Source organism: Nonlabens sp. Ci31 (genome assembly GCF_012974865.1).
Classification (GTDB): Bacteria; Bacteroidota; Bacteroidia; order Flavobacteriales; family Flavobacteriaceae; genus Nonlabens.
Window position 1 is genome coordinate 117,947 of the sequence record NZ_CP043633.1, and the last position, 14,032, is coordinate 131,978.

Annotated in this window: 14 protein-coding genes; 3 read left to right on the plus strand and 11 right to left on the minus strand. The window is 38.6% G+C overall.

What is annotated here, in order from left to right; all coding sequences use genetic code 11:
• Positions 1-72 precede the first annotated feature (72 nt).
• The 4 genes from cysD to cysQ are packed head-to-tail and all read right to left on the minus strand — an operon-like array spanning position 73 to position 2,593.
• Positions 73-978 carry a sulfate adenylyltransferase subunit CysD gene (cysD, locus tag F0365_RS00565; protein WP_169931861.1) on the minus strand — a complete coding sequence of 302 codons (906 nt, stop codon included), beginning with the start codon at positions 976-978 and terminating at the stop codon, positions 73-75.
• Positions 975-1,562, minus strand: a complete 588-nt coding sequence (cysC, locus tag F0365_RS00570; RefSeq protein ID WP_169931862.1) for an adenylyl-sulfate kinase — start codon at positions 1,560-1,562, stop codon at positions 975-977. The genes cysD and cysC overlap by 4 nt, the downstream gene beginning before the upstream one ends.
• Complete coding sequence (locus F0365_RS00575; RefSeq protein ID WP_169931863.1) at positions 1,552-1,791, minus strand: DUF2061 domain-containing protein; 240 nt, start codon at positions 1,789-1,791, stop codon at positions 1,552-1,554. The genes cysC and F0365_RS00575 overlap by 11 nt, the downstream gene beginning before the upstream one ends.
• Position 1,792: 1 nt before the next feature.
• Positions 1,793-2,593 (minus strand): 3'(2'),5'-bisphosphate nucleotidase CysQ, encoded by an 801-nt coding sequence (cysQ, locus tag F0365_RS00580; RefSeq protein ID WP_169931864.1) that lies wholly within the window; start codon positions 2,591-2,593, stop codon positions 1,793-1,795.
• 277 nt (positions 2,594-2,870) lie between these two features.
• On the opposite strand from cysQ, the gene F0365_RS00585 reads away from it, so the two are divergent.
• Complete coding sequence (locus F0365_RS00585; RefSeq protein WP_169931865.1) at positions 2,871-4,766, plus strand: ABC-F family ATP-binding cassette domain-containing protein; 1,896 nt, start codon at positions 2,871-2,873, stop codon at positions 4,764-4,766.
• Positions 4,767-6,614: 1,848 nt separating this feature from the next.
• Here F0365_RS00585 and F0365_RS00590 read toward each other — a convergent pair.
• Complete coding sequence (locus tag F0365_RS00590) at positions 6,615-6,989, minus strand: endonuclease domain-containing protein (protein WP_169931866.1); 375 nt, start codon at positions 6,987-6,989, stop codon at positions 6,615-6,617.
• A gap of 147 nt (positions 6,990-7,136) precedes the next feature.
• On the minus strand, positions 7,137-8,447 hold the full coding sequence (rimO, locus tag F0365_RS00595; protein WP_169931867.1) for a 30S ribosomal protein S12 methylthiotransferase RimO: 1,311 nt from the start codon (positions 8,445-8,447) through the stop codon (positions 7,137-7,139).
• A gap of 288 nt (positions 8,448-8,735) precedes the next feature.
• Between rimO and F0365_RS00600 the strand changes: the two genes are divergently transcribed.
• A complete protein-coding gene (locus F0365_RS00600) occupies positions 8,736-9,602 on the plus strand; it encodes a carboxypeptidase-like regulatory domain-containing protein (protein WP_169931868.1) in 867 nt (288 codons plus the stop codon).
• A 79-nt stretch (positions 9,603-9,681) separates the two neighbouring features.
• Here F0365_RS00600 and F0365_RS16760 read toward each other — a convergent pair whose 3' ends face one another.
• Together F0365_RS16760 and F0365_RS00610 are read right to left on the minus strand one after the other, a co-directional pair.
• Positions 9,682-9,867, minus strand: a complete 186-nt coding sequence (locus F0365_RS16760; protein WP_169931869.1) for a DUF1684 domain-containing protein — start codon at positions 9,865-9,867, stop codon at positions 9,682-9,684.
• A gap of 45 nt (positions 9,868-9,912) precedes the next feature.
• Complete coding sequence (locus F0365_RS00610) at positions 9,913-10,056, minus strand: hypothetical protein (protein WP_169931870.1); 144 nt, start codon at positions 10,054-10,056, stop codon at positions 9,913-9,915.
• A gap of 77 nt (positions 10,057-10,133) precedes the next feature.
• On the opposite strand from F0365_RS00610, the gene F0365_RS00615 reads away from it, so the two are divergent.
• The gene (locus tag F0365_RS00615; protein WP_169931871.1) at positions 10,134-11,342 is read left to right on the plus strand and encodes a hypothetical protein; all 1,209 of its coding nucleotides are present in this window, start codon (positions 10,134-10,136) and stop codon (positions 11,340-11,342) included.
• On the opposite strand, the gene F0365_RS00620 is transcribed toward F0365_RS00615, so the two are convergent.
• The 3 genes from F0365_RS00620 to F0365_RS00630 all read right to left on the minus strand — a co-directional run bounded on the left by F0365_RS00620 (position 11,339) and on the right by F0365_RS00630 (position 13,999).
• On the minus strand, positions 11,339-11,950 hold the full coding sequence (locus tag F0365_RS00620; RefSeq protein ID WP_169931872.1) for a DUF1684 domain-containing protein: 612 nt from the start codon (positions 11,948-11,950) through the stop codon (positions 11,339-11,341). The two genes, F0365_RS00615 and F0365_RS00620, sit on opposite strands and share 4 nt — an antisense overlap.
• Before the next feature lie 4 nt (positions 11,951-11,954).
• On the minus strand, positions 11,955-12,284 hold the full coding sequence (locus F0365_RS00625; protein WP_169931873.1) for a hypothetical protein: 330 nt from the start codon (positions 12,282-12,284) through the stop codon (positions 11,955-11,957).
• 116 nt (positions 12,285-12,400) lie between these two features.
• Positions 12,401-13,999, minus strand: coding sequence for an amidase family protein (locus F0365_RS00630; protein ID WP_169931874.1), 1,599 nt, complete (start codon positions 13,997-13,999; stop codon positions 12,401-12,403).
• Positions 14,000-14,032 lie beyond the last annotated feature (33 nt).

Here is a 14,032-nt window from a genome sequence, read left to right on the forward strand (position 1 = left end):
ATGCCTCATCCCACATCCCTAAATAGAGGACTCGTACCTCATCCCACATGCCTCATACCGCATTCCCAACACCTAAAAATAACCTTGTTTCTTTCTGTCTTCCATCGCGGTCTCGGACCTTTTATCGTCACTGCGGTTCCCTCTTTCGGTTTGCTTTAAAGCAGCGACTTCTAAAATGATTTTTTCTATGGTATCTGCATCAGACTCCATACCTCCTGTGATGGTGATATCCCCCAAGGTTCTAAATCTTATTTTCTTAGTCACCACATCGCTAGGGTGTACCTGAGTTAAATGTTCTGAATTTGGAATCCAAGCATCGTTTAACCAAACCACTTCCCGTTCATGGGCCAAATACAAACTAGGAATAGCAATCTGTTCTCTTTGAATGTAATTCCAGACATCCATTTCTGTCCAGTTGCTGATGGGGGAAGCTCTAAAATGTTCTCCTTGGTAGTGGTTCCCGTTGAGGATGTTCCAAAGTTCTGGTCGTTGATTTTTAGGATCCCACTGACCGAAATCATCTCTATGGGAAAAGAAACGTTCTTTGGCTCTGGCCTTTTCTTCATCTCTTCTCGCACCGCCTATAGCGCAATCCACCCGATGGGTTTCTATGGCATCCAGTAGTGTGGTGGTTTGCAAAGCGTTTCTGGTCGCATTTTTTCCTTTCTCTTCTTGTACCCGTCCGGTATCAATAGATTCTTGAACGCTAGCCACAATCATCTCCACATTCTTTTCTTTGGTTATTGCATCTCTAAAAGCGATGGTTTCAGGAAAATTATGACCGGTATCTACATGCATCAACTTAAAAGGGATTCTCGCTGGGTAAAAAGCCTTTTGAGCCAAATGTGTCAGCACAATACTGTCTTTTCCACCGCTAAATAAGATGACTGGTTTTTCAAATTGTGCCCAGACTTCTCTGATCACATAAATAGCTTCTGACTCTAATTCTTGTAAATAATCTAAGTAAAACTTATTCATATTTTTGTTTTTAAACGCACTTCTTTTACGATCATCTCTACGGCTTGATCTATACTTAAGTCGGCTATACGTAATAAAGGATTTTCTGGTGCTTCATAAGGAGCATTGATTCCCGTAAAGTCTTTTATAATTCCCGCTCTTGCCTTTTGGTACAAACCTTTTACATCCCGCTCTTCACAAACAGATAATGGGGTGTCGATAAAAATCTCTACAAAATGCGCTGCTCCTACTATTTCCTTTACTTGGGCTCTTTGAGCTTTTAACGGGGATACAAATGCTGCCAAAACAACCAGTCCTGATTCCATTAATAATTTAGCTACTTCTGCCACTCGTCTTAAATTTTCTCGACGGTCTTCCGTACTAAAACCCAAACCGCTGTTCAATCCAGTTCGCAGGTTATCACCATCTAAGGTAGTGGTGTGGAATCCGTCAGCGTTGAGTTGGATTTCCAGCGCTTTTGCAATCGTAGATTTTCCAGACCCAGAAAGTCCGGTCAACCAAACTACTAAAGGCAAATGGCCTTTTAAGCGAGTGCGCTGCTTTTGAAGCGCTTCGTAATCATAAGCAAAAATATTATTCTCCATCTTTAACATTTCTGTCTTTGATTCCAAAATTACTCTTGTACCAAAAACGTTCGTGGAAGTAATATAACAACATTTTAATAAACGACTCTGCGATGGCTACTCCAGAGGCCTTGGTAATGGCTTCAGGATCTTCCCTAAAGAATACATAAGCCAAAATAAAAGTGGTCACACTAGCGATAACACGCCAAGTAATGGTCTTTGCGATATGTCGTTTTTTAGATACTTCCATATTACTTGACTATAAAAAATGGGTTGTACAAATCTTCCTTATTGTACTGTAAAGGTACCTTTGTATCGGCATCTAAGACTTGTAGTCCTACGGCCTCACATATAGCTTGTCCTGCCGCCGTATCCCACTCCATAGTAGGGCCAAAACGCGGGTACACCTCACCAACTCCTGAGGCGACCAAGCAAAATTTTAAAGAGCTGCCTATACTTTCAATGACCACTTCCCGATCGGTTTCTTTTTTAAGGTTTTCCATAAAGGCAAGCGTCGCCTCATTCATATGGGATTTACTTCCCACAATTTTGAGCACTTCCTCACTTTTATGCGGTAGCAAGGGCACTGATTTTTCCAGCAGTTCTTCCATTTCAGGCAATTCTTTTTTGTAATCGTATCTATAAGCAGCGGTCATGGCGCTATTGGTAAAGTACAGCGCGCCAGTAACCGGCACGTAAATAATTCCCAATTGCAACTTCCCGTCCGTGAGCAAGGCGATGTTGACCGTAAACTCCCCATTTCTATTGATAAATTCTTTGGTGCCGTCCAGCGGGTCAATGATCCAGCATTCCTCCCAGTTTTTACGGGAAGCATAGGCTACGTTTTTAATTTCTTCACTGATAATGGGTATTCCCGTAAACTCCAGTTGCTCCATTAAAATACGATTAGAAGCAAGATCTGCTTGAGTAAGTGGGGACTCATCGGCCTTTGCCTCCGTCTCTATGTGTTCCTGATGGTACACCTCTAAAATGGCATCTCCAGCCGCTATTGCCGCTTGTATGCTGTGATATAATAGGTCTTGATGCACCATAGTTAAAAAGTTATGGTCGTAAAAATGGCAAAGATTTAGCCGACAACTATCAACTCCTGATTGTTTTTTGGTGGGGATGGGTTGATCTTGTTCTCGCTTTCGCGAAAGCGGAATAAGCATACCAACAAATGACAAAAAATCAGGCGTTCCCTGATAAATTTGGAAAGGACTTTTTCAATGCCAGCATCTCAAAGAATAACCAAATTTTATGGAATTAACATACTGATCTAACAGCTTAAGGCCGTAATATTGCATTTCTTAATTAAGACCGATTGCCATGAATTACATCACCGTAGAAAACGTTACCAGAGCCTTTGCCGATAAAGTGCTTTTTAAAGACCTTTCCATTGGAATCAATCAAGGACAAAAGATAGGTTTTGTAGCAAAAAACGGCTATGGTAAATCCTCGCTGCTCAACATCATCACTCGTGCTGAAGAACCAGATAGCGGTAATGTATCTTATCGAACCGATTTGAGAATGGCCTTCTTATCTCAAGAACCCAATCTCAATCCAGACATGACTATTGAAGAAGTGATTCTAGGTAGTGATGTACCTACCATGAAAATCATCGCCGATTACGAGCACTCGATGGCAAATCCCGACGATGCTGACATGATGCAAAAGGCACTAGATGCTATGGATGCAGCAAATGCATGGGATTTTGAAACCAAATACCGACAAATTCTCTCCAAACTACGACTAGACGACTTGACCCAAAAGGTAGGGAAACTAAGTGGTGGACAAAAGAAACGTATCGCTATGGCAATGGCATTGCTCTCAGACCCGCAGCTGTTGATCATGGATGAGCCTACCAACCACCTGGATCTAGAAATGATCGAGTGGTTAGAAGCTTATTTTAAACAAGAAGACTATACCATTCTTATGGTCACTCACGACCGTTATTTCTTAGATCGGGTATGTAATGAAATTATAGAACTGGACCAAGGACAACTGTACACCTACAAAGGAAATTATTCTTACTATGTAGAGAAAAAGCAGGAACGCCTGGAAGTAGAACAAACCAATCAAGAAAAAGCACAACAGCTTTTTAAAAAGGAGCTGACCTGGATGCGTCGCCAGCCAAAAGCGAGACGTACCAAATCCAAGTCTCGAATAGAAGATTTCAATCAAATTAAGGAAGCCGCAAGCAACAGACGTAAAGATCATCAAGTAGAATTGGAGATCAATATGCAACGCTTGGGAACTAAAGTGGTGGAATTGCACAAGATCAGTAAATCCTTTGGCGACACCCATTTGATCAATGACTTTTCCTATAACTTCCTAAGGGGAGAACGCTTGGGAATTATCGGTAAAAATGGAACTGGAAAATCGACTTTCTTAAACATGATTACCGGAGCATTGGTACCAGATGCTGGAAAAGTAGTGATTGGAGAAACCGTAAAAATCGGTTACTACACGCAAAACGGAATGGAAACAAAACCAGGGCAAAAAGTCATCGATGTGGTCAAACAATACGGTGAATACATACCCTTGAACAAAGGAAAGATCATCAGTGCCAGCCAACTGCTGGAACGTTTTCTTTTTGACAATAAGAAGAAACACGATTTTGTAGAAAAACTAAGTGGTGGAGAAAAAAAGAGGCTGTACTTGTGTACGGTTCTTATTCAGAATCCCAATTTCTTGATTCTTGATGAACCTACTAATGACCTGGATATTCCTACCTTAAACGTATTGGAGAATTTCTTGATGGATTTCCCTGGATGTATTATCGTAGTAAGTCACGACCGTTACTTTATGGATAAGATTGTAGATCATTTGTTTGTTTTTAATCAGTCGGGGACTATTACCGATTTCCCTGGAAACTACAGCGACTTTAGAGCTTATGTAGGAAATACAGACCTTGTTTTAGACAAAGACACCGAAGAAGAAGCAGCAGCGGCAGTAGTCCCTGTTCCAAAAGCAATCGCAGCACCAAAATCTGAACCTGCTTCTGGACCTACTCGAGAGCAACAAAAAAGGCTTTCTAGAATGGAAAACAAGATCAAGCAACTAGAAGAGCAAAAGAAAAAACTTCAAGACAGTTTCCTAAATACAGACATCCATGCTGATCAAATGACGGAGAACTCTATCCAATTGGAGAAAACAAAAGCTCAACAAGAAGAAGTAGAAATGGAATGGCTGGAATTGAGTGAACAGATTGCGGCCAACTAGTTTAGAGTTATAGTGGGCAGGTATTAGGTATGGGATAAATAGTTCTGGTTGGAAACAGCTTTTTTGAATACCACTAACATCGCGTCAAACCCTTTGCGTTTGCAGCAAAGCTGCCAAACTTTTTTCCTTCAACTGAAGGGAAAGGCTGTTGTTGCGCGATCCACATAGGTCCAGAATTAAACCTACGGCTGCTACATCTAGTAGGAATAGTCAGGCATTTAAAAAAGCTTTTGTACATCTACCAAGCCTGTACCTCCATAAAATTAAAAGCTTTCCCCTTATAAATAAAGGGGAACATTTCATTCGTGTATGAATGAAATAAGGGTTTACACGGTGCTGGAAGCTCTCTATACCTGTAGCTCTGCTCGCAATTCCAACATCACCTCAAACCCTTTGCGTTTGCAGCAAAGCTGCCAAACTTTTTCCCTTCAACTGAAGGGAAAGGCTGTTGTTGCGCGATCCACATAGGTCCAGAATTAAACCTACGGCTGCTACATCTAGTAGGAATAGTCAGGCATTTAAAAAAGCTTTTGTACATCTACCAAGCCTGTACCTCCATAAAATTAAAAGCTTTCCCCTTATAAATAAAGGGGAACATTTCATTCGTGTATGAATGAAATAAGGGTTTACACGGTGCTGGAAGCTCTCTATACCTGTAGCTCTGCTCGCAATTCCAACATCACCTCAAACCCTTTGCGTTTGCAGCAAAGCTGCCAAACTTTTTCCCTTCAACTGAACGGAAAGGCTGTTGTTGTGCGATTCACATAGGTCCAGAATTAAACTTACAGCTGCTGCATCTAATGGGAATATTCAGGCATTTAAAAAAGCTTTTGTACATCTACCAAGACTGTACCTCCATAAAACTAAAAGCTTTCCCCTTATAAAATAAAGGGAACATTTCATTCGTGTACGAATGAAATAAGAGGTTACACGGTGCGATAAGCTCTCTATACCTGTAGCTCTGCTCGCAATTCCAACATCACCTCAAACCCTTTGCGTTTGCAGCAAAGCTGCCAAACTTTTTCCCTTCAACTGAACGGAAAGGCTGTTGTTGTGCGATTCACATAGGTCCAGAATTAAACCAACAGCTGCTGCATCTAATGGGAATAGTCAGGCATTTAAAAAAGCTTTTGTACATCTACCAAGACTGTACCTCCATAAAACTAAAAGCTTTCCCCTTATAAAATAAGGGGAACATTTCATTCGTGTACGAATGAAATAAGGGGTTACACGGTGCTGGAAGCTCTCTATACCTGTAGCTCTGCTCGCAATTCCAACATCACCTCAAACCCTTTGCGTTTGCAGCAAAGCTGCCAAACTTTTTCCCTTCAACTGAACGGAAAGGCTGTTGTTGTGCGATTCACATAGGTCCAGAATTAAACCTACAGCTGCTGCATCTAATGGGAATAGTCGGGCATTTAAAAAAGCTTTTGTACATCTACCAAGACTGTACCTCCATAAAACTAAAAGCTTTCCCCTTATAAAATAAGGGGAACATTTCATTCGTGTACGAATGAAATAAGGGGTTACACGGTGCGAGAAGCTCTCTATACCTGTAGCTCTGCTCGCAATTCCAACATCACCTCAAACCCTTTGCGTTTGCAGCAAAGCTGCCAAACTTTTTTCCTTCAACTGAACGGAAAGGCTGTTGTTGTGCGATTCACATAGGTCCAGAATTAAACCTACAGCTGCTGCATCTAATGGGAATAGTCGGGCATTTAAAAAAGCTTTTGTACATCTACCAAGACTGTACCTCCATAAAACTAAAAGCTTTCCCCTTATAAAATAAGGGGAACATTTCATTCGTGTACGAATGAAATAAGGGGTTACACGGTGCTGGAAGCTACCTCAAGAGCTTTTCTCCTTCACTACATCTCTTATCCATTCAAAAATATGTTCCAGATTCTCAAAGACCATTTTATTCTCAAATCTAAGAATAGTAAAACCCAACTCTACTAGCTCTTGCTCCCTCATTTCATCTCTTTGCTGCGCTTCTGGATGCTTATGAATTTCTCCATCTAGTTCAATGATTAAGCCTATAGATGCACAATAAAAATCGACAATATAATTACGAATAGAATGTTGCCTTTGAAAACGCAAACCGCCGAGTTGTTTTGATTTGAGGTGAGACCACAAATACTTTTCTGCCGGAGTGCTATTGTTACGCAGTTTTCTTCGGTAGTATTCTAAATACTTTTTGGTATGGATTTGTTTTTTATTCAAGTTAGGAAGATAACAAAAAGCATTTCTATATCTAACAACCTAGTACCTCCACAAAACTAAAAGCGTTCCCCTTATAAATCTTGCTTCCGACGAGCGACCAAAGTAGTGAGAGGAACGCACACTGCACACCAAGACTTAGGCTAAAACCTACTTATCCTCCACAGGCTCTGCAAAGAGGTCAAAATCTTCTGCTTCTGTGATCACTACATTCACAAAAGAACCTACCGATAAATAATGCTTATCTGCATCGATCAACACTTCGTTATCTACATCTGGACTGTCAAATTCGCTACGGCCTACAAAATGATTTCCGCGTTTGCGATCGATCATTACTCTAAATTCTTTACCTATCTTCTGCTGATTCAGTTCCCACGAGATTTGAGATTGGATCTCCATGATCTCGTTAGCACGTTCTTGCTTTACATCTGCAGGAACATCATCTTCTAGCTTGTAAGCATGTGTATTTTCTTCGTGAGAGTAGGTAAAACATCCCATACGTTCAAAACGTTGGTCACTTACCCATTGCTTTAAAATCTCAAAATCTTCTTCTGTCTCTCCAGGATAACCTACGATCAATGTGGTACGTATCGCCATTTCTGGAACCAACGTTCTGAATTTTTCTAGAAGTGCATTCGTTTTTTCAAAAGTGGTTCCACGACGCATGGATTTCAATACAGGCGTAGAAATATGTTGTAGCGGGATATCTAGGTAATTACACACCTTAGGCTCGCTTTTCATGACGTCTAAAACATCCAGTGGAAAACCAGTTGGGAACGCATAATGCATACGTATCCATTCGATTCCTTCTACTTTTGCTAGCTCCCTTAATAATTCGGCTAGTCTTCTTTCTTTATACAAATCAAGACCGTAATAGGTCAAATCTTGAGCAATGAGTATCAATTCTTTTACCCCTTTTGCCGCAAGCTTTTCAGCCTCGATAATAAGGTTTTCAATAGGGGTGCTTTTATGTCCACCACGCATTAATGGAATTGCACAAAAAGAACATGGTCGGTCACAACCTTCCGCTATTTTAAAATACGCGTAATTTTTTGGTGTGGTCGTTACTCGTTCCCCTATCAGTTCGTGCTTGTAATCGGCACCTAGTGCTTTAAGAAGTGATGGCAATTCTGTGGTTCCAAAATACTGGTCCACATCTGGAATTTCTTTTTGGAGATCTGGCTTATAACGCTCCGATAAACATCCAGATACAAACACCTGATCTACCTCGCCTCTTTGCTTACGTTCTACAAAATCAAGAATGGTATTGACGGATTCTTCCTTAGCATTATCAATAAAACCACAGGTATTGATCACTACAATATTTCCTTCTTCTTCATGCACTACATCTTTACCACTGGCTCTCAATTGACCCATCAGCACTTCACTATCGTACACATTCTTAGAACAACCCAAAGTAATTACGTTGATCCTGTTCTTTTTTCTAGTTTTTGTTCTCATAAGCGGCTGCAAATTTACGACTTAGCCGTGGTTTATTGTTGTTTTTAACAGGCTTTCTGTTTTCTTAAGAAAATGGAAGTTGATCAGGAAGCAGCTCCGAGCGAAAGCGGACTTCTCCAAAATCCTTGTCGGCAGTTTTAAAAACAAAAGCCCCCTTAAAATCAAAGCTGCTGGAAGGATTTTAAACAATCAACCAAGTACCTCCTTCCCTCATCCAAAAGTGCTTTTCCCTCTACAAAGCTTTTTATTTTTCTGAATACCTATTATGTTTGAACAACCAATAGTTTTATGAAATCACTTCTGCTCCTATGCATACTTTCCACAAGTTCTTTTTGCTTTGGGCAACGAGCTATTACTGGAACTGTTAGTGATGTTGACAGTGGTCTTTTTGACGCAATAGTTTTAGTTAAGGGAACTGTTATAAATTCAAGCACAGATTTTGACGGTAATTATGCTATAGCAGCTAAAACTGGAGATGTTTTGATTTTTTCCTATCCTGGATATGATACTCAAGAAATTGTAGTTGGAGATCAATCAGTAATTAATGTAAAACTAACAACAGAGTTGACTTTAGTTTTTACTGTAACTCATTACTATGATAAAAAGTTTGAAATAGAAAATGAATATGGATTTAATTATCAGACCTATGGGCTAGGAATAATGAAGGAATTCAATTACCCTTTAGATTTTGAGGTTAGAACTTTTTTAGGTTCTAATTTTATGGGGAATAAAAAGTTTGAATTTACGATTGACAAACCCATACCAATTACTGACTTTTATTTAAATGTTGGTTTTATTCATCAGCAAGTCGATTTTGAATCAAGTCATTTTAAAAAAAATCAACTTTTTTTAAAAAAGAATTTTGGAGCAGATAGAAATCCTTTTCAGCACATTGCAATAGTATTAGGACACTTAAAATTTCAAACTCAAAACTATAATGAAGAGAATCTAGGCTTGGGCTTTCATTTAAGGAAAAGAATTATAAATAACATCTATATCTCGTCTGAATACACTTATTGGAATAGAGTTAATGAAATAAAATTACAAGGTGAATACTTGATTAAACATAATTGGATTGCTAGTTTTAAATACCAACATGTTAATAATTATGAAGAAATAAGTATAGGAATTTCACGTAGTTGGGGCTATTGGTAATGAATATACGCAAATCAAAATAGAATAAAACTTCTACTTCTAAAACTCCTAAAATCCTCCCGGACAACGGCTTTAACTTTTACTTTCTGGATTGATGATCCATAGTTTTAACATCTCGACACTGAACCAAACATGCCAAAGAAAAATACTTGGCATGTTGATTGCTAAAACTCCTAAAACCCCCCTTGACACCAGCTTTTACTTCCACGGGTAAATGGTTTTCTGCTGGAGGAATAGGACATGAGTACCTCCTTCCCTCATCCAAAAGTGCTTTTCCCTCTACAAAGCTTTTTATTTTTCTGAATACCTATTATGTTTGAACAACCAATAGATTTAAGTTAGCTTCATCCCCTGGCAAGATTTTAACAAATTCAATACTCACCTCTCCTATGACTGGTATAGTTGGAATGCTGCTCTGGGTTACCAGCATCTCGCCAGCTATGAAGAATTTCAAATAGGTGTAGGGTATAGTTTTTATTTATAAATAAATTTATTGGAAAAAGTACGTTCTTTACACACCAAAAAAACATTATGACCATTAAACAATTTCATTATTTCACTCTTGCATTCTTATTTACAATTACCTTAGGATACAGCCAATCTAAAATTAATGCTTATCTCATAGATTCCAACGGAGTTAAAAAGCAAATTTTCTTGCCTTCTCAAAAAGTTATTTTGGATAAAGAAAATGTAATACAGTATTACGACAATTCAGAATCTAAAAGTCTAATAGTGGCGACTTCTATGGACATTAAAGAAATAGGGTATAGCGATGGAAGCTTGGTCATTGTAAGCGAGAAAATAAAAGAGATCCATTCTGATCAAAATATATTCCTTAGAAAGTTATCTGTTGGTTTTATTGAAATATTGCAATACTCTGATGAAGCGCAATCCTATTACATTGTAAAACGGGATGGGTCAGTTGAAGATGTATTGAGAATAGCATCTACAGAGAAAAGTAATGAGAAATCATTTAAAGAAGTATTGTTTGTAAAGTACAATCCTAATAATACAGATAAAAAGTCCTATCAAAAACTATCATTTGACGAGGAAGGGATCACTGAATATTTCCTTAACAACTACACTGAGGAGCCTATAGAAATCCTCTCTCAAGAAAAGAAAGTAAAATCATGGAACTACAGTGGTTTTGCTGGTTATTCTATAGGAAGCGCAGAATTTAATTCTGGAGAAAGCGGTGGCTCAAAAACCCCTTTGAATGGATTTCACTTTAATGCGAGAGCAGAAAAGAATTTAGATAGAATAACAAATCTAGTAACAGCATTTGGAGGGATGAAATATTACTCGTTGAGTGGTGACAATGAATTTACACTAAATCAGCAATCCTCTGTCAACCGAACAGAAACAAATGCAGAAGTTGAAATGAAATACCTATCCTTTGAGCTAGGGGTTAAATACAACATTCATATCAATTATAATTTTACTATAAGCCCATTGTTATCCTTTGAAAAAAGTATTGGAAATTCCAATAATGATATTGTATTTTTTGATTTAGAAAATGGCGAGCGCATCACGAGCGCTTCCAATTTCCCAAAAGATCTAGATAATATTCATATTGGTGTTGAAGTAGCAGTTAAAAGAAATTTTCTTCTAAGAGTTAGTTATTCTTCATTTATAAGCCAGGAAAAAGTGGTGAACTTTATAAACTCAGGTAGTACTTTAGAAAACACATCAAAATTATCTTTCAGTAAATTAGATCTATCCTTTGGGTATCGATTCTAAAACTTCCTAAAACTCCTAAAACCCTCCTTGACACCAGCAGTAACTTTTACAGGTAAGTGGTTTTCTACTGGAGGAATAGGACAAGAAAATCTCTTACTGTAAGCGCAATAAGGATTATAAGTATTATTAAAGTTGAGCATTACTGTCTCTCCTAGCGGTGCTCTTAATTCCATATAACGACCTACTTTATAAGAGCCTTTTCCATTGGTCTGATCAGTAAAATAAACCGATAAATAATTGTAATATTCTGGATCGTCTTTTAAACTAGGACTCGATAAAACAAGTAGTTTGCATTTCTTGCCTTTTAAAGTAAAATGCAAATAACCGTATTTTACATAAGAGGCAATGCGCGTAGTTGAAGTTTCTAATTGCAGTTCTTCTGTATTATCCAGTGGTTCAAATCTGGCCTCTACCACAAATTCTGGATCAAAATCGTAGAAATTCAAATAGCCAAAGTTTTTCTTTTCCCTTTCTGTTAAGACCTTGTTCTCTCCAGATTTGTACTCTAAAGAAAGTTCCTTTCGGTAGTCTGTGGATTCCTGCTTATCATCTTGAGCACATAAGCTAATACTAAAAGCAAGTACTAATAAAGTAAGTGTGTTTTTCATAGCATTAAGAAGTAAGACTCCATACCCATAAGGCGATGTCATTGTAATAAAATCTAGCCATCGCAACAACAGCAACAGCGACTAAAGTAAGTGGCCAAAAGTATTTTTTATACACCACACTAGCACCTGTAACTACAAATACTACAAGGTGTACCGCAGCCATAAAATACAATGGATCATATGCATTTTGAGGCGCCAGCGAACTCTCTTCTAATGGATTGGTCAGCAACTGAAAGATAACTGTGCACATATAAAAAGCGGCGTAAATGACCACTATCTTAGTAGTTATCTGAAGGCTTCGATCGTTGAATAATGGTGGTCGTTCTTGTTCCAATTCTTTTTTTTAACTATTATTTATTCAGTCGTATCACAACCTGATCCTTTCTACAAATCTTAAAGAGATGAATACCTCGATCTGGGTCTGAAAAATAGAACCCTTAAAAGCTGTGATTAGTTTTTGTAATTCTTTGGTAATACTCGGTGTTTTGTCGTTTTCTCATAAGCAGCAGCCCAGTTAAAAAGCAACTGATCTTCTTCCATAGGCGCGATAAAAGTAAGGCCATAAGGTTGTCCTTTGTCATCATAACCCATAGGAACAGTCATCGCAGGAAAGAAAGCTGCTGCGGCAGCTCCTGCAGTATAGTTATTGATAGAAATAAAACCCTGTAGGTCATGCTCCTTCATCAAATTGAAAAAATACGCTTGTGCAGTTGCTGTCATCTCCTTTTTAAATTCCCAAAAATCGGCATCAGAAATAGCAGGCTCATCAATAATCCCTTTAAAAAGATTCTGCCCGTAAGGCATGGTTTTTAAAGAATCCTTTCTGTTCCATTCCATAACTTTAGCGACGTCCCACCCGCGGTATTTACTATTGGCCTGATCTGCAAAATAAGCTGGTAGGTCATTTTTCATATCGGCATTGAGCAGTTTTAAAAAACCGTTTAATTGTGGTCTGGTATCGTCTATTTCAATAAGTACCGCTCCAGACTTTTCTAAATCCAGTAAAGCCTGCGCATACAAAGAGTTTTCTTTAAAAGAAGTCCATACCGCAAAGCGCACTCCTTTTAAACTGGCGGTTTCAAAACTATTAAAACCGTACTCATCAATCACTTCATAAGGCGCTCCTAATGCTTGTGCAAGAATGGCGTTGTCCATCACATTTTTGGTCATAGGTCCAGCAGTATCTAAATAACTGGAAATAGGCACAATTCCAACACCGCTAAAAGTTCCTGTAGTAGGTTTATAACCGACCACACTATTTTGAGAAGATGGTGATAAAATAGAACCAGAAGTTTCCGTTCCTATAGCAGCTACGGCAAAATTTGCCGCGACACTAACACCACTTCCACTGCTGGACCCGCCAGTATCTATAGATCTTCTTCCATAAGGATTTAAGGTCTGTCCACCTACCGCGCTGTAACCACTAGGGCAATCTCCACAAAAGAAATAAGCCCATTCACTTAAATTGGCTTTTCCTAAAATAACCGCTCCTTGTTGTCTTAGATTCTTAACGATTTGAGCATTTTGTGCCGTAGTGTTTTTTATCAATACAGCCGCACCAGCAGTGGTAGGCATATCTTTGGTATCGATATTATCTTTTAACAAAATAGGCATTCCTTTGATGGAGTAATAAGGAAGGTCCTCCCCATTTTTCTTTGCATAGGCCAAGTCTTGATCGGCGGCATCAGCTTGTTTTAAGGCATTGGGATTAATGGCAATCACAGAATTCAATGACTTAGGGTTTTCCCTGTCGTAGGTATAGATTCTTTTCAGGTAGAAAAGAGTCAGGTCCCGGTAGGAAAATTGCCCACTAGCAATGGCTTCTTTAATTTCTGGAATACTCTTCTCTAGAACAAGGCTTTTAAGGTTATCGCTTTCGCGAAAGCTAATCACTTCATCCAACAAATCTCCAAAGATCTGATCCTTATCTATATATTTAGAATCCAGCACTTTGAATTCTCTAAAATCATTGCTTGAAGATGGCACCGATGTATCTGAAGACTTGCAGGCTAGAAATAGCAACGGCAAGAAGAAGAGGAATTTTTTCATGAAATAAGTTTGCCTAAAAGTAAAACTCTTAGC